The following is a 23,588-nucleotide window of genomic DNA, read 5'->3' as shown; positions in this document are numbered from 1 at the left end:
TTTGTAAGATACAGGGATACCATGAAGACTTTAAAAACGGCTGCTATTTTAACGTCCATTTTCGCGCTCACTGGTTGTGTGGGCAGCGCCATAGAAGAAGCCATCCAAACCGAAGCTGAAGATACCGCACGCGACAGCCTTGACGGCGTCGGGTCCGGCTTGCTTGTCAGCGAAAACGAAAAATCTGAGGCAGATTCATCCGATGACGTTGTCGTAGAACTGCCCGATTTCGAAGAATTCTATGAAGAAGACTATGACGATCTCGGCGAAGAATTCACAGCCCGCGCCGAAGACTTGTACGGCGGAATCGCAGAACTGTTCACGACACCTTACACGGACCCAACTACCCTTCCGACAAGCGGCAGCGCTTCCTACGATGGCCTGCTCAGCCTCGGTCCGGCAATTGGTGAAATGGAATTGATCGCGAACTTTAGCGATGGATCGATTGGCGGCACTGTGGGCAACGTTGTCTTGGGTGATGACACGGTCGCGACAGGATCGCTGGCGATTACATCCGCGTCCGGCGCGATTGATAGATCAACTGATACAAGCGTTGATTTCACTTTTTCGGCGGGGCTTGACGGAACGTTGTCTGACGATACTGGCAGCTACGATGTTGAAGCAACGATGCTGGGCGACTTTACCGACACCGATTACGGATATGTAGAAGGTTTCGTAGAGGGCACCGTGACCGAAAGTGGGTCATCGGATTCTGAATTCCTTTATGGGGAATTCCTTGGCGAACGCTAAACACGCGTTTTGGCTGGCGGCGGATTTCCTGCCGCCAGCATATTGAAGTGTGATCAATGCCCCTTCAAAACCGCGTCCTTCCCACTGGCGACATTGCAGCCATCTCCGCCCGTGGCACGCTGACCGGTAATCGTGGGATCATTCACCGTGATGACAAGACTCTGGGCACCTCGCGGTGGTCGCATCACGCTTGGATTTGTTGCACGCTGGATTGGCAGGGTCGCCGCCGTCCGGTCATGACAGGACGCAATTGGACCGAGTTGTTTTTCCTCGACGAAGCGGTGGCCTTTGCCGCCGGGCACCGCCCTTGCGGGTATTGTCGGCGGGCGGCTTATCAAGATTATGTCGCAGCATGGACGACGGCAACGGGGCATCGGCCAAGCGCCAAAGCGATGGACAAGGTGCTGCATCCTGCGCGTGTCCGGCGGGATCGCAGCCAAGTTCGCTATGACGCCATACTTTCCGCGCTGCCGGACGGTGTAATGATCTGGCACGACGCGGGCCCTGCGTTGGTCTGGGAACGGGGTCTGCACCCCTATTCACCCGACGGATACCGCCCAGCCATTGATACTGATTCTGAAACAACTGTTTCCGTTTTGACACCAAAACCCACCGTCACTGTGCTGCAAGCGGGTTATATCCCACAAATCCACCCCTCAATCCTAACAAATCACTGATTTCCTTGACCTAGACAGAGGTTGCGCATAGGAAACGCGTGTCCAACGCACTGACAATCCGGTCAGGCGGGCCGCGCTATCTTGCGGTCACTACAGCCGCAACATTTCGAAAGGCGCCTATGACAAAATTCTCTGACCTGAACCTGAGCGATAAGGTTCTCAAAGCCGTTGCAGAGACGGGCTATGATACCCCTACCCCTATTCAAGCAGGCGCGATTGTGCCCGCGTTGGAAGGCCGCGACGTTTTGGGCATCGCCCAGACAGGGACAGGCAAAACTGCCGCATTTACACTGCCAATGATCACCCTTTTGGGCCGTGGTCGGGCACGGGCGCGGATGCCGCGTTCGCTTGTTCTTGCCCCGACACGGGAATTGGCCGCACAGGTCGCGGAAAACTTTGACGCATATGCAAAGTACACCAAACTGTCCAAAGCCCTGCTGATCGGTGGGACATCCTTTAAGGACCAAGACAAGCTGATCGACAAAGGCGTCGACGTGCTGATCGCAACACCTGGTCGTTTGCTTGACCATTTAGAGCGCGGCAAACTGATTCTGACCGACGTAAAGGTCATGGTAATTGATGAAGCTGACCGGATGCTCGACATGGGCTTCATTCCGGACATCGAAGAAATCTTCAAGCGGACGCCGTTTACCCGCCAGACGCTGTTCTTCTCGGCCACGATGGCGCCTGAAATCGAACGGATCACCAACACGTTCCTGTCGAACCCCGCCAAAGTCGAAGTCGCCCGTGCGGCCACCACAAACACCAACATCAAGCAAGGTGTTGTGATGTTCAAAGGGTCCGATAAGCGCAAGGAACCTTCTGAGAAGCGCGCTTTGCTGCGCAAGTTGATTGATCTGGAAGGTGACGCCTGCACTAACGCGATCATCTTCTGTAACCGCAAGTCTGACGTCGATATTGTTTCTAAGTCCCTGAATAAATACGGCTATAACGCCGCCCCTATTCACGGCGATCTGGACCAAAGCCACCGGACACGGACGCTGGAACAGTTTCGTGACAATGAACTGAAAATCCTTGTGGCATCCGACGTGGCTGCCCGTGGTCTCGACATCCCAGCTGTGACGCATGTGTTTAACTTTGATGTGCCGTCACACGCCGAAGACTACGTACACCGGATCGGCCGGACGGGTCGTGCAGGCCGTAAAGGCACCGCGATCATGATCTGCGTGGGGCGTGACGACAAAAACTTTGCCGACGTCGAAGCCTTGGTCAAAGAAGAAATCCCGCGCATTGAAAACCCGATGGCAAAAGCCGCCGCCGACGCCCCGTCCGAGGATGCGCCGAAAGCTGAAAAGCCAAAACGGTCGCGGTCACGTGGTCGTAAATCGGACGACAAACCTGTGGCTACGGATGCTGCTGCTGAAACGCCGGACCAAAAACCGCAAGCAGCCAAAGACGAAAAGCCGCGCGAGGCAAAACCACGTCAAGACAAGCAACGTGATGAAAAGCCGCGTCACGACGACAAACCACGCGACACGAACAATCGCGGACGTGGTGGTCGGGGTGGCCAGAACAACCGTCACAACGACAACAAAGTTGTGGGGCTTGGCGATGACACCCCAGCATTCATCGCCCTTAGCTTTGCGGATCGCGCAAAGGCCTAACATCATCAGGCGGGCACTGCGCCCGCCTTTTTTGTTTCCATAGAGCAGCATTATGTTTCCAACCCGCGCCACACCGATTTTGTTTGGTCTGATCCTGAGCGGCATGATGACATTCTTCGTCACATTGATCGCGACGTGGCGGGCGATTGGAGTGGCCGAAGGATTTGTGGCGCTCTGGATGGGATCATGGATCGCCAGCTGGATTGTCGCGTTCCCGCTGGTTCTGGTGCTTGGCCCCGTCACACGCAAAATCGTGGCAAAGCTGGTCCGCCCTTCATAAGAAAAGGCGCCCCGGCCATGTGACACGGAACGCCTATTTCTTTTGCCTCAAAATATATCCCCGCCGGAGGCATCCGCACTTTCAGCGCAGCGCCGTCTTCAGCTCAGGCGCGACACGATCACCATCACCTCTGGCTTTTTGCCGATCTCGCCTTGCGCAGTGCGACGCGCGATAGATTTCAGCTCTTTCTCAAGCTTCACATCATCACGCAATGTTTTGGGGTTCGCGCGGTTGATGAACTGTGACAGGTCTTGTTCTATCACATCGACCAAAGCCGCACCTGACCCACCAACTTCTGACAGACCGTTCAATTCGACCCAAGGATCGCCGAGCGGTTCGTCGTTTTCGTCAATGATCAGCGTGATAACTACGTGGCCATTCAACGCCATCCGGATCCGGTCACGTACAATTCCGTCGAACTGGCCGATTTTGGCCGTCCCATCAAGATAAGTCCGCCCCGTTTCGATGTATTCAGCCACCGTCGGCGCATTGCCGGACAGGTCTAGCATCATGCCATTCACAGCGACAATGCCCGTGCGGCCATGTTTGTTCGCCAGTTTGACGTGTTCGCGCAGGTGACGGTGTTCGCCGTGCATCGGGATCACCATCTGCGGCTTCACGATGTCATGTAGCGCCAAGATGTCGGGCTTATTCGCGTGACCGGAGACGTGGTATTTGCCGCCTGCGTCGTCGATCACGTCGACTCCCAGTTCGGACAATTGGTTCATGATGCGGATCACGCCGCGTTCATTGCCGGGGATCGTTTTGGACGAGAACAGGAATGTGTCCCCTTCTTTCAGCTTGATCCCCATGTAGTTGCCGTTCGCCAATTGCGCAGAAGCCGCGCGGCGTTCGCCCTGAGATCCTGTCACCAGCAACATGACGTTTTCACGCGGCATTTGCAGTGCATCTTCGGGGCTGACCACGGGTGGGAAACCGGTCAGGATGCCCACTTCGGTCGCGGCTTCGACCATGCGGCGCATCGCGCGGCCCAGTAGAACGACCGATCTGTCGGCTTCGACCGCAGCCAGAGCGAGCGTCTTCAGACGTGCAATGTTGGACGCGAATGTCGTCGCTACAACCATGCCGGATGCTTCTTTCATCATCTCGGCAATCGCTGGCCCGATAGTCATTTCAGACCGGCCCGGTGCGTCAGAAAAGACGTTCGTGGAATCGCAAACCAGCGCTTTGACGCCGTCTTTGGACACTTCAGCCCAGAGGTCTGGATCAAACGGATCACCAACACCCGGTGTCAGGTCGATTTTGAAATCGCCCGAATGCAGAATGCGCCCGTCAGGACTGTCGATCAGCAGGCCTGCGCTTTCGGGGATCGAGTGCGAAATCGGCAGGTAGGACACCGATAGCGGGCCACACTGTATGACTTCAGGGTAGACACCAACGACGTTCACAGCGCCCTCGGGCTGGCCGTTTTCGACCATTTTGCGTTTCGCGATATTGGCCGTGAAAGGCCGCGCGTAGACTGGTGCACCTAACTGGTCCCAATAGTGCCCGATCGCGCCCACGTGGTCTTCGTGTGCGTGCGTGATGAAGATGCCATCGATCTGCGCGCGGCGTTCTTTGAGCCACGCGATATCGGGCAGGATCAGATCCACACCTGGTGTGCCGTCCATGTCGGGGAACGTGACCCCCAGATCAACAACGATTAGCCGTTCTTTGCCTGGTTTGCCGTAGCCGTAGACATATGCGTTCATGCCGATCTCACCGGCCCCACCGAGGGGCAGATAGATCAAGCGGTCAGAGCCTTTGCTCATGTTATTTCCTTATTAAAGCGATGAATCACGATTAGTCCGTGCATCGTCAAATCTTCTTCGAAGGCGTCGAATAGCGCCTCTGCTTGCTGGAACAACGGGGCCAGACCGCCGGTCGCAATGACCCGCATCGGCACGCCGCGTTCGGCCTTGATCCGTGCGCATATCTCACGCACCAGACCGATGTAACCCCAAAAGACGCCGGACTGCATACAGGCCACCGTGTTGGTGCCCACAACAGATTGCGGCTTGGATATATCGACATGAGGTAGGGCTGCGGCCGCGTTGTGCAATGCCTCGAGCGACAGGTTCACACCCGGCGCGATCACCCCGCCCACATATGCACCATCTGACGCCACAACGTCGAAAGTTGTGGCGGTTCCGAAATCGACCACGATCAGGTCGCCACCGAATTTATCGAACGCCCCCGCGGTGTTGACCAAACGGTCCGGACCGACGGTTGTGCCTTCATCGACACGCGCCTCTTGCGGCAATGCACAATCGGATTTGCCCACCACCATGGGGCGGCAATTGAAATAGCGATCCGACAGAACACGCAGGTTAAACACGACGCGTGGCACTGTTGAACTGACGATGACTTCGTCGATTTCAACGTCGATCTTTTGAAAGTTCATCAACGTAGACAGCCAGACGTAATACTGATCCGCGGTCCGCTGCCATTCGGTCGATGTCCGCCACGTCGCGATAAAGCTGTCCCCGTCCCAGATCGAGAAAACCGTATTCGTGTTACCGCAGTCGATGGCCAAAAGCATGGGTCGTCTCCCTAGAAAAAGATATCTGCCGCCGCGATTTTGCGCCGTTCTTTTGATGTCTTCAGGATGAGGTAGCCGTTTTCGTCCAAGGTCTCAAACGTGCCGGTGATTTCTTCGTTGGGCAGTCGTGCTGTGATGACTTCGCCCAGTTTTGTTGCCCGCGCGAGCCATGCTTCGCGGATCGGCCCAAACCCCAATTGGATCAGTTGGGTTTCATAGCGAGCATAGATCGGTGCGAGAATATCAAGAAAGTCCTCTGCCCCGACCGCGATCCCGAATTCGCCAGCAACGCTGACGGGCCGCAGCGCGCGTTCTTCAACCTTCGAGACATGCGGTGCGCCTGCCAAATTCACGCCAATGCCCACCGCGATGCCAACAATGGCGTTCTTTTGGCTGATGCTTTCGAGCAAGATACCAGCGACTTTGCCACCGTTCAGTAGTACGTCGTTCGGCCATTTCAGCGCAAAACTATCGGGACGACCTGTCACGACGACAAGCGCGTCATAGAGCGCCAATGCCGCCACAAACGACCGTAGTGCTGACAAAGTTGAAGGTGTGGGATCTTGAACTGCAAGCGTTCCGGCAAAGTTACCAGAGGGCATATCCCATGCCCGACCCCGCCTGCCCCGCGCACCTGTTTGGTGATGCGCAAGGAACCATGTTTTTTGGGTCAGCGCTGGAAATTGCCTTTGGGCTTCATCCAACGTGCTATCGACTTCGTTTAAGACGATCCGGCCGTAGGTTTGCGGCCAATCTGGTGTTGTCGTGACCTTAGTTGACAAGCGTTGCTGCCGCAGCCGCTGCGGATGGTTCAATCCCGAACAGGTTGAACACACCAAAGATCATCGCAGCAGCAGACGCCATCAAGAACGTCCACAGGACCGGAGACATTTTGCTGTCGAGCGCGGTTTCATTCTCTTCGCCGAAGTACATAAAGTACACGATGCGGATGTAGTAGAACGCACCAATCACGGACGCCACCACACCAGCCACGGCCAACCAGCCGAGACCCGCGTCATAAGCGGCGCGCAGCACGTAGAACTTGCCGAAGAAGCCAACCATTGGTGGCACACCCGCGAGCGAGAACATGAGGATCAGCATCGCCAAGGCGCGCAAAGGCTGGCCCTTGGAATACATTTTCAAGCTGTTGATGTCGGTCACAACTTGGCCGTCACGTTCCATCGACAGGATGAACGCGAATGTACCGATGTTCATGGTGACATAGATCGCCATGTAGATCAGCATCGCTTGCACGCCGAACGCCGTACCAGCCGCCAAGCCCATCAGCGCAAAGCCCATGTGCGCGATGGATGAATAGGCCATCAGGCGTTTGATGTTGGTTTGGCCGATGGCCGCGATTGCGCCAAGGAACATGGACACAACGGACAAGAACGCCACGATCTGCTGCCAATCACCGACGATACCGCCGAATGCGTCATGCACAACACGTGCGAACAATGCCATCGCGGCGACCTTTGGGGCCGTTGCGAAGAATGCGGTCACAGGTGTTGGTGAGCCTTCGTAGACGTCTGGCGTCCACATGTGGAACGGTGCTGCGGATACTTTGAACGCGAAACCCGCGATCAGGAACACGATGCCAAACAGCAGGCCCAAAGATGGATCGTCTGCGGTGGCCTCAATAATGCCGGAGAACAATGTCGTACCAGCGTAGCCGTATGTCAGGGATGCACCGTAGAGCAGCAAACCGGACGACAGCGCTCCGAGGACGAAGTACTTCAAACCAGCTTCGGTGGATTTCACGCTATCGCGGCGCAAGGATGCGACCACGTAAAGCGCCAGAGATTGCAATTCGAGGCCCATGTAAAGCGCCATCAGATCGCCTGCGGACACCATGACCATCATCCCAACCACTGCCAAAGCGACCAGAAGCGGGTATTCGAATTTCAGCAGGTCACGCTGCTGCATGTAGCCTTCGGACATCAGCAGGATGGCCGCAGCGGACAGCAGGATCACAACCTTGGAGAACCGCGCGAAGCCGTCGTCGATGAACATGCCACCAAACGCTTCTTGGGTCCCTGCCCCGTTGATCATCAACCAAACGGCCAGCAGCACGAAAACGCCCGACGTGGTCCACGTTAACAAAGAGGCCATGCCGTCTTTGCTGGTGTAGACCGCGATCAAAAGGGCCGCCATCGCGTAAAGCGACAACAGAACTTCGGGGAGGACAATGGAAAGGTCAGCGGAAATCATAATGTCTGTCCTTAATGTGCCGCAGCAGCGGTTTGGTCAGCAGCGCCGAACGCCGCCGTTGCAGTGTCGTATTGATCAACAAGTGCCGCAACACTTGGACCGATGATGTCGAGAACCAGCGCCGGATAGACACCCAAAAGAAGGGTCATCACGATCAGCGGTGCCATGATCCACTTTTCACGGGCGGTCATGTCGGTGATTGTCTTCAAGCTTTCCTTGATGAGGTCGCCCATAACAACGCGGCGGTACAGCCACAGCGCATAGGCCGCAGACAAGATTACACCGGTTGTCGCGAACACGGCGATCCATGTGTTCACTTGGAAGATGCCCATCAGAACAAGGAATTCACCGATGAAGCCAGATGTGCCCGGCAGGCCAACGTTCGCCATTGTGAAGAACATGAAGATCAGCGCGTAGGCCGGCATCCGGTTAACCAGACCGCCGTAAGCGTCGATTTCGCGAGTATGCATCCGGTCGTAAATCACTCCAACCGCGAGGAAGAGCGCGCCAGAGATGAAGCCGTGGCTAATCATCTGGAAAATCGCGCCGTCGATACCCTGCTGGTTCACCGCAAAGATACCCATTGTCACGTAACCCATGTGGGCGACTGATGAATAGGCGATCAGTTTCTTCATGTCTTCTTGGACCAAGGCCACAAGCGACGTGTAGATAATCGCGATTGCTGACAGCCACAGAACCAGTGGGCCCATGACTTCGGACCCGATTGGGAACATTGGCAGGGAGAAGCGCAAGAAACCGTAGCCGCCCATTTTCAACAGGATCGCTGCAAGAACGACGGAACCGGCTGTTGGGGCCTGCACGTGTGCGTCTGGCAACCAAGTGTGGACCGGCCACATTGGCATTTTCACCGCGAACGATGCGAAGAACGCGAGCCACATCAGGGTTTGCATCCCACCGACAACGTGGATGCCGAGGACAGAGAACCCTTCGGACCCGAATGTGTGTGTCATCAGTGTCGGGATGTCTGTTGTGCCTGCGTCAGTGAACATTGCCACCATCGCAACCAGCATCAGAACAGAGCCGAGGAAGGTGTAGAGGAAGAACTTAAAGGATGCGTAGATCCGGTTCGCCCCGCCCCAGATACCGATGATCAGGAACATCGGGATTAGGCCTGCTTCGAAGAAGAGGTAGAACAATACGAGGTCCAGCGCCATGAACACGCCAAGCATCAGTGTTTCAAGGAACAGGAATGCGATCATGTATTCTTTGATGCGGTGTTCGACGTTCCAGCAGGACGCGATCACCAGTGGCATCAGGAATGTTGTGAGCATGACGAACAGAACCGAAATCCCGTCGACGCCCATTTTGTATTGCAGACCAAGCAGCCAGTCACGTTCTTCCACCATCTGGAAGTCTGTGTTGGATGGATCGAACTGACCGATGATGAACAAGGATACGATGAAGGTTGCGATGGTCGTCGCCAAAGCCACCCATTTTGCGTTCTTTTGCGCAGCCGCGTCGTTGCCGCGCAGGAAAAGCGCAAGGATCGCCGCCCCGACAAGCGGGATGAATGTTGTGAGTGAAAGAAGGTTGCCCATTAGCCAGCCCCCCCAAACAAAGTCACATATGTGAGAAGCACAGTAATCCCCAGAACCATCGCGAATGCGTAAGTGAACATGTAGCCGGACTGCGCTTTATTCACGAGCCGTGTGAAGAACGGGACGATACCCATGGCCAAGCCGTTGATCCCGCCGTCGATTGTGTTGGTATCACCCTGTTTCCACAGGAAGCGGCCAATGGCGGTTGCCGGACGCACAAACACCACATCGTAGAGTTCGTCGAAGTACCATTTGTTCAGCAGGAAGTTATACAGCGGCGCCTGTTGCTCTGCCAGTTTGGCAGGCAGGTCCGGACGACGGATGTACATTTGGAACGCCAGCGCGAAACCGGCAAGCATTGCAAAGAACGGTGACAGCTTTACCCAAACCGGAACGCTGTGCGCTTCGTGTAGGACGTGGTTGTCAGGGTGCTTAAAGATCGCGCCCTGCCCCGGTGTTGCTGGCCATGCCGTTTCGTGATCGTCACCATGGGCATCGTGTGCACCAGCCGCATCTTCACCGTGCTCTGCAGCTGCAGTGCCGTCGGCCATGTGCTCTGCATGGGTCTCATCAGTGTGATCAGCATGATCGTCGGTTTCTTCGCCAGCTGCATAAGCAGGTGCAACAAGGGTGAAACCAAGGGCTGCGTGATCTTCTTCGTACTTCGTTTCAAGCACGCCAAAGAACTGGCCTACGTATTTGTCAGACTTGAAAAAGTCCTTGTAGAAATACATGCCCGAGAAGATTGCGCCGATGGCCAAGACTGCCAATGGGATCAACATCACGTTCGGGCTTTCGTGCGCATGTTCGTGCGTATGCTTGTCACCGCGCGGTGTGCCGTAGAACGTCAGGAACATCAGGCGCCAGCTGTAGAAGCTGGTCATCAACGCAGCCACAACCAACATCCAGAACGCGTAGCCGTTACCGGCTGCATAAGCGGATTCGATGATCGCATCTTTGGATACAAAGCCCGCAAAGCCGACAGGAAAACCAATGTAAAGCAATGGGATACCGACACCGGTGATCGCCAATGTGCCGATCATCATCGCCCAGAACGTTTTAGGCAGCTTGTGTCGCAGACCGCCATAGTTCCGCATGTCTTGTTCGTGGTGCATCCCGTGGATCACGGAACCCGCGCCCAAGAACAACATCGCTTTAAAGAACGCGTGTGTCAGCAGGTGGAACATCGCAACGGAATAGACGCCAACGCCGGCCGCGACGAACATGTAGCCCAGCTGGGAACATGTAGAATAAGCAATGACGCGCTTGATGTCGTTCTGGACCAGACCAACAGTGGCCGCGAAGAATGCAGTCGACGCACCAAGGAAGACGATGAAGTTCTTCGCTTCTGGCGCAAATTCGTACAGTGGTGACATCCGGCAAACGAGGAAGACACCAGCCGTTACCATTGTCGCGGCGTGGATCAATGCGGACACAGGCGTAGGGCCTTCCATCGCGTCTGGCAACCATGTGTGCAGGAACAACTGTGCCGATTTACCCATCGCACCGATGAACAAAAGGATCGCCAGCAGGTTCGCTGCGTTCCACTCCAACCCGATGAAACCAAGTGTAGTTTCAGCCAGTTGCGGTGTTTGGGCGAAGATGTCGTCGAACTTGATGCTGTCGGTCATCATGTAAAGACCGAAAATACCAAGCGCGAAACCGAAGTCACCGACGCGGTTGACGACAAAGGCCTTCATCGCGGCGATGTTTGCGGATGGTTTTTTGTAGTAGAAACCGATCAACAGGTAAGACGCGACGCCCACCCCTTCCCAGCCAAAGAACATTTGGACAAGGTTGTCAGAGGTCACGAGCATCAACATAGCGAAAGTAAAGAACGACAGGTACGCGAAGAAACGCGCCTTGTAGTTTTCGCCTTCACCGAAGTTTTCGTCGTGGGCCATGTAGCCGAAGGAATACAGGTGCACCAAGGCGGATACTGTGTTGATCACGATCAACATGATCGCAGTCAGACGGTCCATGCGGATCGCCCAGTCTGTGCTGAGCGTGCCGGATTCGATCCAACGCAGGATCTGGATATGCTCTGTTACGCCATCGAATGTGAAGAAAACGATCCAAGACAGGAACGCGGCCAACATCAACAGACCTGTCGTCAGGTATTGCGCGGCCTTTTCGCCGATGATCTTCCAGCCGAAGCCCGCAATCAAGGCGCCCACAAGCGGGGCGAAGAGGATGATGGTTTCCATATTATTAACCCTTCATCACGTTGACGTCTTCGACGTCGATAGTGCCGCGGTTGCGGAAGAAACAGACAAGAATGGCGAGACCAATCGCAGCTTCGGCAGCGGCGACCGTCAAAACGAACAGGGTGAAGACCTGACCGGTGAGATCACCAAGGTAGCTGGAAAAGGCGACAAGATTGATGTTCACCGCGAGCAGCATCAATTCGATGCTCATCAACAAAATGATGACGTTCTTACGGTTCAGGAAAAGTCCGAAAATCCCGATCACAAACAGGGCCGCAGCCACCGCGAGATAATGTTCAAGTCCGATCATGCTTTGCATCCCCTTCGGGGTGGCGATCCCCGGTTCGGCACCCGTGCGCGGGCGCGGTATTTTCCAAGACGTCATAGTCAGTTTGGGGGGGTAGGTTCAAGCCCTAGGACCGCGCAAACTGCCATTCAAGGGCCTCTATCGCGGCATTAATTCTCGATGGCGTCAAAAAAAGGGAATATCGCGCCGTAAGTTACTGAAAGGTTTATTTCTGAACCGCGTCGGAATGGACAGGTATCGCTGCAAAACAGCAGCTTTTGTGGGGATTTTCTATCAGGCTTTGCCAAAGGAACCGTCGAACCTATTTGACCGGTCGAACAGACGTAGAAAACAAAAAAGGGGCCCGAGGACCCCTTTTCTTAACCTTCAAGACCGACGTTTTGACAAACCCACATTGGGGCGCGGCACGACGTCTATCGACGCCATCGCGGTCAGACGTTGGTCGCAGCGCTTAGTTTGCGCAGGCGTATGCAGCGATTTTATCTTCAGCGGAACCGCGGATGATTTCGACCATTTCGGGATCTGCAACAGGGTTTTCATTCAACGAATCAAGTGTCGGACCTGATGCAACAAGACCGATCCGGTACGGTTCACAGCTGACGTGATGCTGTGTGTATGTGTTCGCGCCATCAGCATTGCGACGCGTCACCGCATCTTTTTTCACGCCGGATGCGTTGGACACTTCCAGCACAGTGTATGTCACACCTGTTTCGCCTTCGACTGCCAGGTCTTGCGCGCCTGCAGCCGTCGCACAGACTGCAATTGTGGCAGCAATAAGTACATTTTTCATCGTTATCGTCCTTGTTCAGGTTCTAGGTCTTACATTTCTTGTCGGCTTGGGAACGTCGACACAAACCCACACCATTCTACTTTACCGTTTAGTATCAACCGTATAGCGCAAACTACGCTTATGATTTAACCAAGCCAGTTGCGCAGAATAGACCCGAAATAATTGTCATAATTAAGGAAAAGCGGGCTTTGACGAAAAATCTGGCCCCAAAACGCAAACAGGGCAGCCGAAGCTGCCCCGTCGTATAGTCGAAAGTGTAGTGGCCGAAGACCAGAGGGCGATTAAAGCCCCTGCCCCGGTTTCACATCTTTCAGTTCCATCGCTTTTGCAGGATCGCGGTACATCTGTTCCAAAACATTCTGGCGCTTGATGTCCACACGGTGGCGCAGTGTCAGAACAATCGCCCCGATCATCGCAACCAGCAGGATCAAACCAGCCAGTTGGAACAGCATGAAGTATTTGTCGTAGATCAGCAGACCAAGGGCTGCGGTGTTTTCAACGTCGGAGACTGGTGCGGCTGCACGAAGTTCCGCCCCGTCAGAGAAGCCCCAAACGCCAAGTGCGATCATCAGCTGCATGACCAAGACCAAACCGATCAGCAACGCGAGCGGCATGTATTTGGTCATTTCCGCCTTCAGTTCGGCGAAATCAACGTCGAGCATCATCACGACGAACAAGAACAACACCGCGACCGCGCCGACGTAGACGATGATCAGCAGCATCGCCACAAATTCGGCGCCCAGCATGACGAAAAGACCCGCCGATGACAGGAACGCGAGGATCAACCACAAGACCGAATGAACCGGATTGCGGCTGACCACGGTCAACAGCCCACCGACAAGCGCGGAGATGGCAAAGAGATAGAAAGTAAACGCGAAAACTGTCATGCGTCCTGATCCTTGTCTAAAACGTCAGTGGCCAATTCCATGGCCTTTGTCATTGCAGGCACACCACCGAACATAGCGGCTGTGGCAATCGTTTCTGCGATTTCCTGCTTTGTGGCCCCTGCTTCGACAGCGTGGCGCACGGTCAATTTGATCTGCGGTTCTGCGGTTGCCCCAGCGATGGTCAGCCCATGCAAGGTCAGCAGCAGTTTCGTTTTTGCATCCAGCCCGTCAGGCGAGATACCTTTCCCCATGAATGCTTCCATCATGTCTTTTGGCATGGTCGGAAACATATCCTCGAAACCCTTTGGGATAAAGGATTCAAGATCAGGGTTCATGGATTTGGCCATTTCCTGGCCCATCTTCATCATGGCCTCGAACGGGTTATCGGTCATGCCGCATCCTCCGTCTCAAAGACTTCGATGGCCGCGTTCATCGCGTTGATCATCGCCGGAAAGCCGCCGTAAAGCGTCATCTGGTAGATGATTTCGCAGACTTCTTCGCGGGTGGCCCCGACAGCGCGGGCGCTGCGGATGTTGACCTGCAATTGCGGTTTTGTCTGGCCGCCAAGCGCGGTCAACGCTGCAATGGTGGCCAGCAAACGTGTCTTTTCGTCAACGCCGTCACGTGCGTAGAACGTGCCATAAGCCACATTCACAACCATCTTGGACAGACCAGGCACAAGCGCATCATAACGCGCCGCAAGTGCGTCTTCCATGCCGGGGTTTACGGCCTCAGAAAGGGCTTTGCCTGCTGCATAGGTGTCTGTTTGGGTCATACGATATCCCCCAAACGCGTCAGCAAATCGGCTGTGTTGCTTTGGAAGGATTCGGCATCTTCAGGAGATGCGTCTTCCCACAGTTCGGCGAGTTCGGATGTTTCCGACGCCAGTACCTTTGGGATCGCAGCCGCAGCATAATCAATCAGGTCGAGGTTTTCGGCAACATCTGCACGATGGACCAGAAGTTCGGATACCACATCTTCGTCCACCTTCGTCGATGGATTGTCGTGGCATGCTGCGACGACTTCGCCAGCGACGATAGCCGCCTGCCCTGCGTCGATTTCGATGTATGTGCCATCCGCAAGATTTGCGATGTCGCGCAGAACAGTTTCCACAACAGCAGCGGTCCCTTCGCGGTAATCCGCGAGGAAGTCCAACGCCCCATCGTTGTCAAAGCTACCTGTGCCCCAAGCGCCCATCTTATGAAACCGGCCCAAGGATCATCGGTAAGGTGCATCCATTTCGAGGTTACGTGCGATTTCGGCTTCCCAACGGTCGCCGTTCGCCAGCAGTTTGTCTTTATCGTAGTACAATTCTTCGCGTGTCTCTGTTGAGAATTCGAAGTTTGGACCTTCGACGATGGCATCCACTGGGCAGGCTTCTTGACAGAAGCCGCAGTAGATGCATTTCGTCATATCGATGTCGTAGCGTGTGGTCCGGCGGGATCCGTCATCGCGCGGTTCCGCGTCGATGGTGATCGCCTGCGCAGGACAAACCGCTTCGCACAGTTTACATGCGATGCAACGTTCTTCGCCGTTTGGATAGCGGCGCAACGCGTGTTCACCGCGGAAACGCGGGGACAAAGGCCCCTTTTCGTGCGGGTAGTTCAACGTCGCTTTTGGCGAGAAGAAGTATTTGAACCCAAGCTTGAAGCCTTGGAAGAAATCCTGAAGCAAAAAGTACTTCGCGGCGCGGGTATAATCGATTTGGGTCATGGGCGGGTCTCCGAACCAGTCACGTCTAGTTTGCCGATTGCTTCATCAATTTGCACAAGAAACGCAGCTTTTTCGGCCCGCTGCGTTTTTTGGTCGCCGAATTGGGCGATATATTCACCGACGGTCATTTTTCCGTCTTCAGCCGTTTGACCAGCCAGAATGTCGCTGCGCATCTGACGCAAGTCTTCGAGCGACATTTTGTTGAGCTGGTTTGCCATATCAGCCGCCTACTGCCCAGCGTGCCCAGAAGCCGCCAAAGACTTCGAACTTTGCCATGAAGGCGATGAACACGACCCATACGAGGGACATTGGCAGGAAGACTTTCCAGCCGATGCGCATCAGTTGGTCGTAGCGGTAGCGCGGTGTGATCGCCTTCACCATGGAGAAGAAGAAGAACACGGTCGCCATTTTCAGGATCATCCAGAACACGCCATCCGGCAGGAACGGCAGTGGGGACAACCAGCCACCGAAGAACAGCAGCGAGATCAGCGCGCACATCAGCACGACGGCCATCAGTTCGCCGATCATGAACAGCAGGAATGGGGTGGATGAATATTCAACTTGGTAGCCCGCAACCAATTCTGATTCCGCTTCTGGCAGATCGAACGGTGGGCGGTTCGTTTCAGCCAAGGCGCTGATAAAGAACAGGAATACCATCGGGAAGTGCGGCAACCAGTACCAGCCGAGGATACCGTAATCAGTGTCTTGCGCTGCAACGATTGACCCGAAGTTCATAGAACCGGTTGAGATAATCACACCGATGATGATCAGGCCCAATGACACTTCGTAAGAAATCATCTGCGCGGCAGACCGCAGCGAGCCGAGGAATGGATATTTTGAGTTCGACGCCCAACCGCCCATGATCACGCCGTAAACTTCCAGCGATGACACAGCGAAGACGAACAGGATCGCGACGTTGATGTTGGACACGACCCAACCGTCATTGAATGGGATCACCGACCAAGCGACAACCGCCAGAACGAAGGAAATCATCGGGGCAAGGAAGAAGACACCTTTGTCAGCGCCCGCAGGCACGACGATTTCTTTGACGATGTATTTCAAGAAATCCGCGAAGGATTGCAGCAAACCGTAGGCACCAACCATGTTCGGCCCTTTGCGCATCTGGACAGCCGCCCAGATTTTGCGGTCCGCATACATCAAGAAGGCCAAGGCGACCAACAGCGGGATCAAAACCAGTAGACACTGGCCCAACATCACAAGGACCATGCCTAGGTTTGTATTGGTGAAAAACTCAATCATTGTCGTCCCCTACACCGTTGGAATTCCGGACTGACCGCAATCCGCGACAGTCACTTCGGCGTCAATTGTTCGGCTACCCGCAGGCAGCGCTGGCGAAATCACAAAGACCGCATCGCCGGTCCATGTTGCGCCCTCTTGGGCGGCAGTCGTGCGCACGTGGCGCGTAAATCCATAGCCCCGGATCAGGGTATATTGGGCGGCAGCACAGCGGGCGTATTGATCTACGTCCGCTTGGGTCCGCGCACCGGTCATGCTGACCCGAAAGTTCACCAGATCACCGTCCAGCAAACGCGTTTCGATCCCGTTATAGACAGGCGCAAAGGTATCGCGGGACACGTCGGCCCCGCTTCCTGTGCAACCCGCAAGGGCCAACGCGCTTATGACGGCGACAGCTTTCACTTACTCGGCGGCCATCGGTGCGTTTGCGCGGGCTTTGGCGTTGGCGGACAGTTCCGCCATCAGCTGGGATGCCCGTGCGATTGGATTAGTCAGGTAGAAATCAGTCACAGCGTTCACGAAGTCCGCTTTGCCCGGCTTCTTGACCGAGATTGGATGCCAGTCGTTTTCTGCAACAACGTCGATGTCACCCAGATGCGGATGCGCCGCCACGATAGCAGAGCGCAATTGCGCCATGGAATCGTATGGCAATGTCGCCTCGAGTTCCGCAGACAAAGCCCGCAGGATCGCCCAGTTTTCTTTGGCTTCACCCGGTGCATGGGATGCACGCATCGCAAGCTGCGGACGGCCTTCTGTGTTCACGAACAGACCGTTTTCTTCGGTGTAAGCTGCACCCGGCAGGATCACGTCAGCGCGGTGTGCGCCACGGTCGCCGTGCGACCCTTGATAGATCACGAAGGCACCCGGTTTGATTTCAACTTCGTCCGCGCCAAGGTTGTAAACAACCTCTGCCCCGTCCAATGCCGCTTCAAGACCGCCCTCAGTCACAGCGCCCACGTCCATCGCACCGACGCGGCTGGCCGCTGTGTGCAGAACAAGGAATTTGGATTGTGCAGCGTCCGCCGCTTTCATCGCTTGGCTTAGCACCGCTTCGCCGTCAGCTTCTGTCAAAGCGCCTTGACCGACGATCATGACACCTTTGGTGCCGTGTTTGTCGGAATGGTCCATGCCAGCAAGATCAACCAGATCATCACGACCAGAACCGATTTGCTTGATGTCGAAAGTCAGATCATCATTTGTGCCGATGCGGGCAACGTTCGCGCCGCGTGACCAAGCCTGACGCAGACGTGCGTTCAAAACAGGGGCTTCCAGACGCGGGTTGGTCCCGATCAGGACCATCATTTCCGCATCATCGATGTCTTCGATCGCAGCAGTCCCCACGTAAGCGGACCGGTTGCCGATTGGCAGCTTCGCCCCGTCGACGCGACATTCGACGTTACCGCCCTGCCCTTCGATGAGTTGTTTCAGCGCAAATGCAGCCTCAACAGGTGCCAGATCGCCAACGAGACCTGCAACCTTCTTGCCTTTCATCGCGGATGCGACGGCGGCAAGCGCTTCGGGCCAGCTGGCTTTGCGCAGCTTACCGTTTTCGCGGATGTAAGGTGTGTCGAGACGCTGCCTGCGCAAACCGTCCCAAACGAAACGTGTTTTATCGGAAATCCATTCTTCGTTCACGCCGTCATGGTTACGCGGCAGGAACCGCATCACTTCGCGACCCTTGGTATCCACGCGGATGTTTGACCCAAGCGCGTCCATCACGTCGATAGATTCGGTTTTGGTCAATTCCCAAGGGCGGGCGGTGAAAGCGTATGGTTTGGACACAAGCGCGCCAACTGGACACAGGTCAATGATGTTGCCCTGCATGTTCGAATCGAGCGTTTCGCCCAAGTACGATGTAATCTCTGCATCTTCACCACGGCCCGTCTGGCCCATCTGGTGGATACCTGCGACCTCAGTCGTGAAGCGCACACAACGGGTGCAGGAAATGCAGCGTGTCATGTGGGTTTCGACCAATGGACCAAGATCCAGATCTTCTGTCGCACGCTTTGGCTCGCGGAAGCGGGAAAAATCGACGCCGTAGGCCATCGCCTGATCCTGCAGATCGCATTCGCCGCCTTGGTCACAGATCGGGCAATCCAGCGGGTGGTTGATCAGGAGGAACTCCATCACGCCTTCGCGGGCCTTTTTTACCATAGGGCTGTTAGTTTTCACAACAGGCGGCTGGCCTTCCGGACCGGGGCGCAGATCGCGGACCTGCATCGCGCAGGATGCGGCAGGCTTTGGCGGCCCGCCGACAACTTCAACCAGACACATGCGGCAGTTGCCCGCGATGGTCAGACGTTCGTGGTAACAAAACCGCGGGATTTCCACGCCTGCTTCTTCGCAGGCCTGGATCAGGGTCATTGCCCCATCCACCTCAACTTCGGTTCCATCAATGACGACTTTTTTCAGATCAGACATATCGCGCCTTTTCGTTCCGCATGCAGCACCACACATGAAAATGCGTGACGGCTTTGGAAGGCGTTCTAGCGGATGGTCGCACCCGATACCAGACGCTAGGCCATCTTTTTGAAGCTGAAATGTGAGGTTGTTAACCCTTACCCGCGCAACAGGTAACCAATCGTGGATTCTTTTGCGATTTCAGCACGTCCAACGGTGCAATGTGACGCGGCATTTCCGGGTGTGGCCCCCATCGCGGCAAGGCGCTGGCGCGCGATTGCTTCAAGACGGTCCTGTTCGCCTTTGTCTTTGCGGAACGCGTCAATCTGCGCGGACGTAAATCCAAGGCCCTTGGCGTGGTTTTGAAGCTGGTTCAGATAACCCAGACCGCGCAGGGTCCGCGCCGAAATACCGTCGCAGACTTCGGAAATCTCGTAAGCGATTCCAACTGCGATCAAACCTTCGGTGACATAGCCGACATCACGGAGCGACTGCTGTGCCGTGGCTGCGTTGGTCATCAGTCCAAGGGACAGAACCCCAGCGGTGGCGATTTTTGAAAGCGTCATTGTTCGTTATTCCTTTGTGCGAGGCACATATACTGCGTTGGTGAAGACATTGGGTGACGCGCCTTGATATTCAATATCAAGAGCCGTTTGCTGGCAATCTTCGGCCCAAATTCATGACCTGCGTTTGCGGTCGCGCGTCGGACTGATTCCGCCTTTTGCCTTGCGTAGAAACGCAATTGTCAGGATCAATCCCATACCGCCCAACACGAATACGAAGCCAAGCGCCCATTTGGGTGCAATGCCCGCTTCTGTTGCTTGATAGGTGTACCAGCTTGGCCCGCCCGTAATGATCGCTGTTGCGATTGCCGCCAAAAAGCTGAGCAATCCGTCCCACATCGTCTTCATAAAGTGTCGTCCTGTTTTGTCATATGGGACCAGCCGAATGCATGATCGGAATCGCCATGCTGTTTCAGGTGGTCCAACCGTGCCAATGCTTCGTCGATTTTCGGGGTATGGCCCGCAGGAATCCACCACATCACGAAATGCTTGTCGGCCAAGGCTTCAAACCATTCGGCTTTGCGGTCCATGAATTTCTTATGGAGCGTCTGGTACACGAAAGTCTTCAGGCTGTCGTAGTCTTCCCAAACGGTCAGATTGGCCACAAACAACGGATCACCATCCAGCTTCACATCCGTGTTCCCCGTCCCCGGTTCGCCCGCCCCTTCCATCATCCACACAAACCCCGGCATTCGTTTGCCAAGCCCGTTGATCCGGTCGAGATTGTTCATGAAATCAGCGACACGCGGATCATCTGTCGGGGCGACAAGGCGTCCAACATTGAGTTCGGCGAGGTGCATTGTTTGGGTCATGGGGCTGTTATTAGTTGATATCCTTGAACAAGCAATAAGATGAAAAAGCAGCAACAGAGAATTGCAACAAAACGCTCAATCCCGAGAGTGAGTTCGAGCAGCAAACCAATGCAGGCCTGCGCAATCGCGTAGACACCGATCAGCATGACGAACCCGCCAACAAATGACAGCCATGGCGCCGTTTCAAATACATAAATCTGCAAACACATCAGGATGCCGCCAGTCGCAAACATGCCAAATGCAATCGCCAGCTCAACCATTGCTTCGGAAATACCTTCGCGTTTTTGGTCCTTGTTCCGCGTGGGCAGTAATTTCACAGTGAAATCCCTACCCTACACGCTTTAGAAATGAGCCAACCAATGTGCCGTTGTCCATTTCACGCGCGCCGTCGCTGCAGCTGTCGGATGATGGCGATACTGCGAGCCGCAAAAGAACGCTTCCGCCAAAGTCAGCAAGCATGCCGGAGTTCAGGCCAGTCATCGCTAAAGCCGTCGGGTTGCGTGTTCCGGTTCGGTTCGCGATCCGCGAGTTCACTTCCACTGGAATTCCCATCCGGTCTGCAAAATCAAGTAGCACCTGCGGATCGTCCTGCTCGAGACGCGCCATTTCACTGGTCAGGATATCATTGCGCCGCGCGATGGCCGCCCGATCAAGTTGAAGAGGCAAGCACGCTTGAACGATATCACGCGCGTGTTTGCTGGCGACACTTTGATCCAGCATGAAATCATACATCTGCTGGGCCGACGTGAACCGGATTTCGCTGGCGTCAGTTATCGGAGTATTTGCTGAACACGCCGACAAGAGCCAAACCAGACTTAGCCCACAGACATGCGCCCTAGAACGCTTCGAAAACAAAGAAACCATCCACATCCACTTTGCCGTTGGGACCGTCGTTATAGCCGTAAATCTGGGTTTCGCCCGCGCCTTGAATGCGACCGACAACGATGGCGGCGTAGTTGAAACCGCCTTGGTCGAAGAATTGGTGATGCGTGATTGTGCGGACCCTTTGCCCGTTATCAAGCGTGCAGACCAGTTGCGAATTGAAGATGTTGCCGACGACTTTGAAATAGTCCCCGTTCAGGACCACGGATTTGTCGACTGCGATGCCTTCGCCGACTACGTCACATTGGCCACGATTGAATGCTGTCATGTCCATCACAAGGCCAAGCTGGCCATCGGGGATTTGGGGCCGTGCCGGTGCGCAGGCTGTCGTTGCGATCAAGGCAGTTGCGGTGATGGCTTTTCTGAATGACATGGCGGTCCCTTTCGGCGTTTTGCTTAGCCTAGCAAGGACGTGTCGGATGTCCATGCACCTATGAGGCGATCAAAACCGCGCTCAGCGCAGATTTCCGCGCGATTTCACCCGTTCCGACGACACAAAGGTTTGTGTCGGTCAGGGGCGTTTCGTAACGCGCTTGCAAAGAACGGGTTGCGACGTCTTCTTCAAGATCAATGGCGCGGGTGTTGGCCGCCGCAGCAAGCCCGCGTCGTCCACCGCCAAAACGGTGGGCAATCAGGGCTTGGTTAAAGCGATCATTGAAGGAAATACTTGGGCAGGCATTGGCGACCTTTTGGGCCAATGCCGTTTGCGCAAAGAACTGCGCGTCCGTTGTCGCCAGAAGTGCGGCGACGGCCGTCGGGTCCCCTTGGATCATAGGGGCAGGACGCGGGGCACAGCCCGCGACCATCACTACCAAAAGTACCGCCAGTTTCTGCATTATTCAGCCGCGATCACGCCGCGCTTGGACTTAATGCGGTCTTCGATTTCGGGACGGAAGTTCTTGATCAAACCCTGGATCGGCCACGCAGCCGCGTCACCCAGCGCACAGATTGTGTGACCTTCGACCTGCTTGGTCACGTCCCAAAGCATGTCGATTTCTTCCGGGTCGGCCTCGCCTTTGACCAGACGTTCCATCACGCGCATCATCCAGCCGGTACCTTCACGGCACGGCGTACATTGGCCGCAGCTTTCGTGCTTGTAGAACTTGGCAAGACGCCAGATCGCTTTGATCATGTCGACGGAGTTATCCATGACGATCACAGCAGCAGTCCCGAGGCCGGAGCCAAGTTCACCGCGCAGGTAATCGAAGTCCATGATCGCGTCTTTCATGTGCTCGCCGCGCACACATGGTACGGACGACCCACCCGGGATCACAGCCTGCAGGTTATCCCAACCGCCGCGAATACCGCCGCAGTGCTTTTCGATCAGTTCTTCGAACGTGATCGACATTTCTTCTTCAACCACACATGGGTTGTTCACGTGGCCGGAAATCGCGAACAGTTTCGTGCCTGCGTTGTTCGGACGGCCCATGCCCGCGAACCAGCTGCCACCGCGACGCAGGATGGTCGGCACCACAGCAATTGATTCGACGTTGTTCACAGTTGTCGGGCAACCATAAAGGCCCGCGCCCGCAGGAAATGGCGGTTTCATCCGCGGCATACCCTTTTTCCCTTCGAGGGATTCGAGAAGCGCTGTTTCTTCACCACAGATGTATGCCCCTGCCCCGTGTGACAGGAAAATGTCGAAGTCCCAGCCAGAACCGCAAGCATTCTTACCAACGAGACCCGCGTCATATGCTTCGTCGATCGCCGCCTGCAGCGCTTCTTTTTCGCGGATGTATTCGCCGCGAATGTAGATGTGGCAGGTGTTTGCGTTCATCGCGAAGGATGCGATCAGGCACCCTTCGATCAATGTGTGCGGATCATGGCGCATGATCTCGCGGTCTTTACATGTGCCCGGCTCGGATTCATCCGCGTTCACAACAAGGTATGCCGGACGACCATCCGATTCTTTCGGCATGAACGACCATTTCAGGCCAGTTGGGAAGCCCGCACCACCGCGTCCACGCAGACCGGATGCTTTCATTTCGTCAACGATCCAATCGCGGCCCTTTTTAATGATGGCGGCAGTGCCATCCCAATGTCCACGCGCCTGCGCACCTTTCAAAGTGCGGTCATGCATACCGTAGATGTTGGTAAAAATGCGGTCCTGATCTTTGAGCATCGTT

At 55.4% G+C, this 23,588-nt stretch carries 29 protein-coding genes; 4 read left to right on the top strand and 25 right to left on the bottom strand.

All coding sequences use genetic code 11. The annotated features are described in order from the left end of the window. The first annotated feature begins 21 nt into the window (after positions 1–21). From AC0L7R_RS07465 to AC0L7R_RS07450, 4 genes are all read left to right on the top strand, one after another. Positions 22–750, top strand: coding sequence for a HupA family protein (locus AC0L7R_RS07465; RefSeq protein ID WP_473659984.1), 729 nt, complete (start codon positions 22–24; stop codon positions 748–750). 56 nt (positions 751–806) lie between these two features. Further along, positions 807–1,427, top strand: coding sequence for a hypothetical protein (locus AC0L7R_RS07460; protein ID WP_473659982.1), 621 nt, complete (start codon positions 807–809; stop codon positions 1,425–1,427). A gap of 119 nt (positions 1,428–1,546) precedes the next feature. After that, positions 1,547–3,052 carry a DEAD/DEAH box helicase gene (locus tag AC0L7R_RS07455; protein WP_473659981.1) on the top strand — a complete coding sequence of 502 codons (1,506 nt, stop codon included), beginning with the start codon at positions 1,547–1,549 and terminating at the stop codon, positions 3,050–3,052. 52 nt (positions 3,053–3,104) lie between these two features. After that, positions 3,105–3,332 carry a DUF2798 domain-containing protein gene (locus AC0L7R_RS07450; protein ID WP_473659980.1) on the top strand — a complete coding sequence of 76 codons (228 nt, stop codon included), beginning with the start codon at positions 3,105–3,107 and terminating at the stop codon, positions 3,330–3,332. Positions 3,333–3,430: 98 nt separating this feature from the next. Here the strand turns inward: AC0L7R_RS07450 and AC0L7R_RS07445 are convergent, their stop codons facing one another. The 25 genes from AC0L7R_RS07445 to nuoF all read right to left on the bottom strand — a co-directional run bounded on the left by AC0L7R_RS07445 (position 3,431) and on the right by nuoF (position 23,584). After that, positions 3,431–5,104, bottom strand: coding sequence for an MBL fold metallo-hydrolase (locus AC0L7R_RS07445; protein WP_473659978.1), 1,674 nt, complete (start codon positions 5,102–5,104; stop codon positions 3,431–3,433). Then, entirely contained in the window at positions 5,101–5,874 is a 774-nt protein-coding gene (locus AC0L7R_RS07440; protein ID WP_247128197.1) for a type III pantothenate kinase, read from the bottom strand. Before AC0L7R_RS07440 ends, AC0L7R_RS07445 begins: the two co-directional genes overlap by 4 nt. A gap of 11 nt (positions 5,875–5,885) precedes the next feature. Beyond that, positions 5,886–6,656, bottom strand: coding sequence for a biotin--[acetyl-CoA-carboxylase] ligase (locus tag AC0L7R_RS07435; RefSeq protein ID WP_473659976.1), 771 nt, complete (start codon positions 6,654–6,656; stop codon positions 5,886–5,888). Further along, entirely contained in the window at positions 6,646–8,085 is a 1,440-nt protein-coding gene (gene nuoN, locus AC0L7R_RS07430; RefSeq protein WP_473659974.1) for an NADH-quinone oxidoreductase subunit NuoN, read from the bottom strand. The genes AC0L7R_RS07435 and nuoN overlap by 11 nt, the downstream gene beginning before the upstream one ends. Positions 8,086–8,096: 11 nt before the next feature. Further along, the gene (locus AC0L7R_RS07425; protein ID WP_473659972.1) at positions 8,097–9,644 is read right to left on the bottom strand and encodes an NADH-quinone oxidoreductase subunit M; all 1,548 of its coding nucleotides are present in this window, start codon (positions 9,642–9,644) and stop codon (positions 8,097–8,099) included. Continuing rightward, complete coding sequence (nuoL, locus tag AC0L7R_RS07420; RefSeq protein ID WP_473659970.1) at positions 9,644–11,851, bottom strand: NADH-quinone oxidoreductase subunit L; 2,208 nt, start codon at positions 11,849–11,851, stop codon at positions 9,644–9,646. Before nuoL ends, AC0L7R_RS07425 begins: the two co-directional genes overlap by 1 nt. A gap of 4 nt (positions 11,852–11,855) precedes the next feature. Continuing rightward, positions 11,856–12,161, bottom strand: coding sequence for an NADH-quinone oxidoreductase subunit NuoK (gene nuoK / locus AC0L7R_RS07415; protein WP_247128202.1), 306 nt, complete (start codon positions 12,159–12,161; stop codon positions 11,856–11,858). 448 nt (positions 12,162–12,609) lie between these two features. Then, on the bottom strand, positions 12,610–12,948 hold the full coding sequence (locus AC0L7R_RS07410) for a hypothetical protein (RefSeq protein WP_473659968.1): 339 nt from the start codon (positions 12,946–12,948) through the stop codon (positions 12,610–12,612). Between the two features lie 281 nt (positions 12,949–13,229). Further along, entirely contained in the window at positions 13,230–13,835 is a 606-nt protein-coding gene (locus tag AC0L7R_RS07405) for an NADH-quinone oxidoreductase subunit J (protein WP_247128204.1), read from the bottom strand. Next, positions 13,832–14,227 (bottom strand): carboxymuconolactone decarboxylase family protein, encoded by a 396-nt coding sequence (locus tag AC0L7R_RS07400; RefSeq protein WP_247128205.1) that lies wholly within the window; start codon positions 14,225–14,227, stop codon positions 13,832–13,834. The genes AC0L7R_RS07405 and AC0L7R_RS07400 overlap by 4 nt, the downstream gene beginning before the upstream one ends. Beyond that, the gene (locus AC0L7R_RS07395; protein ID WP_247128206.1) at positions 14,224–14,610 is read right to left on the bottom strand and encodes a carboxymuconolactone decarboxylase family protein; all 387 of its coding nucleotides are present in this window, start codon (positions 14,608–14,610) and stop codon (positions 14,224–14,226) included. The genes AC0L7R_RS07400 and AC0L7R_RS07395 overlap by 4 nt, the downstream gene beginning before the upstream one ends. Further along, positions 14,607–15,032: a DUF4259 domain-containing protein gene (locus tag AC0L7R_RS07390; protein ID WP_473659965.1), complete on the bottom strand. Its 426-nt coding sequence runs from the start codon at positions 15,030–15,032 to the stop codon at positions 14,607–14,609. Before AC0L7R_RS07390 ends, AC0L7R_RS07395 begins: the two co-directional genes overlap by 4 nt. Positions 15,033–15,053: 21 nt before the next feature. Continuing rightward, positions 15,054–15,548, bottom strand: a complete 495-nt coding sequence (gene nuoI, locus AC0L7R_RS07385; protein ID WP_247128208.1) for an NADH-quinone oxidoreductase subunit NuoI — start codon at positions 15,546–15,548, stop codon at positions 15,054–15,056. Next, on the bottom strand, positions 15,545–15,766 hold the full coding sequence (locus AC0L7R_RS07380) for a hypothetical protein (protein ID WP_247128209.1): 222 nt from the start codon (positions 15,764–15,766) through the stop codon (positions 15,545–15,547). Before AC0L7R_RS07380 ends, nuoI begins: the two co-directional genes overlap by 4 nt. Before the next feature lies 1 nt (position 15,767). Beyond that, positions 15,768–16,808 carry an NADH-quinone oxidoreductase subunit NuoH gene (nuoH, locus tag AC0L7R_RS07375; RefSeq protein WP_348109459.1) on the bottom strand — a complete coding sequence of 347 codons (1,041 nt, stop codon included), beginning with the start codon at positions 16,806–16,808 and terminating at the stop codon, positions 15,768–15,770. 9 nt (positions 16,809–16,817) lie between these two features. Continuing rightward, positions 16,818–17,207 carry a hypothetical protein gene (locus tag AC0L7R_RS07370; RefSeq protein ID WP_473659962.1) on the bottom strand — a complete coding sequence of 130 codons (390 nt, stop codon included), beginning with the start codon at positions 17,205–17,207 and terminating at the stop codon, positions 16,818–16,820. Continuing rightward, on the bottom strand, positions 17,208–19,226 hold the full coding sequence (gene nuoG, locus AC0L7R_RS07365) for an NADH-quinone oxidoreductase subunit NuoG (protein ID WP_473659960.1): 2,019 nt from the start codon (positions 19,224–19,226) through the stop codon (positions 17,208–17,210). A 137-nt stretch (positions 19,227–19,363) separates the two neighbouring features. Then, positions 19,364–19,771: a DUF5333 domain-containing protein gene (locus AC0L7R_RS07360; RefSeq protein WP_348109456.1), complete on the bottom strand. Its 408-nt coding sequence runs from the start codon at positions 19,769–19,771 to the stop codon at positions 19,364–19,366. A 111-nt stretch (positions 19,772–19,882) separates the two neighbouring features. Further along, positions 19,883–20,116: a hypothetical protein gene (locus AC0L7R_RS07355; protein ID WP_247128213.1), complete on the bottom strand. Its 234-nt coding sequence runs from the start codon at positions 20,114–20,116 to the stop codon at positions 19,883–19,885. Continuing rightward, on the bottom strand, positions 20,113–20,580 hold the full coding sequence (locus AC0L7R_RS07350) for a DUF3291 domain-containing protein (RefSeq protein WP_473659958.1): 468 nt from the start codon (positions 20,578–20,580) through the stop codon (positions 20,113–20,115). The genes AC0L7R_RS07355 and AC0L7R_RS07350 overlap by 4 nt, the downstream gene beginning before the upstream one ends. After that, positions 20,577–20,897 carry a hypothetical protein gene (locus tag AC0L7R_RS07345; protein ID WP_473659956.1) on the bottom strand — a complete coding sequence of 107 codons (321 nt, stop codon included), beginning with the start codon at positions 20,895–20,897 and terminating at the stop codon, positions 20,577–20,579. The genes AC0L7R_RS07350 and AC0L7R_RS07345 overlap by 4 nt, the downstream gene beginning before the upstream one ends. A 10-nt stretch (positions 20,898–20,907) precedes the next feature. After that, a complete protein-coding gene (locus AC0L7R_RS07340; protein ID WP_473659954.1) occupies positions 20,908–21,300 on the bottom strand; it encodes a hypothetical protein in 393 nt (130 codons plus the stop codon). A 115-nt stretch (positions 21,301–21,415) separates the two neighbouring features. Beyond that, positions 21,416–21,835 (bottom strand): hypothetical protein, encoded by a 420-nt coding sequence (locus AC0L7R_RS07335; RefSeq protein ID WP_473659952.1) that lies wholly within the window; start codon positions 21,833–21,835, stop codon positions 21,416–21,418. Between the two features lie 58 nt (positions 21,836–21,893). Next, on the bottom strand, positions 21,894–22,298 hold the full coding sequence (locus AC0L7R_RS07330) for a hypothetical protein (protein WP_473659951.1): 405 nt from the start codon (positions 22,296–22,298) through the stop codon (positions 21,894–21,896). After that, positions 22,298–23,584, bottom strand: coding sequence for an NADH-quinone oxidoreductase subunit NuoF (gene nuoF, locus AC0L7R_RS07325; RefSeq protein WP_473659949.1), 1,287 nt, complete (start codon positions 23,582–23,584; stop codon positions 22,298–22,300). The genes AC0L7R_RS07330 and nuoF overlap by 1 nt, the downstream gene beginning before the upstream one ends. Between the last annotated feature and the right edge of the window lie 4 nt (positions 23,585–23,588).

The sequence above is a fragment of the Yoonia sp. D2-7 genome (genome assembly GCF_055809435.1).
Note: the sequence above shows the minus strand (reverse complement) of the source record. Positions and strands in the feature narration are given on the sequence as shown.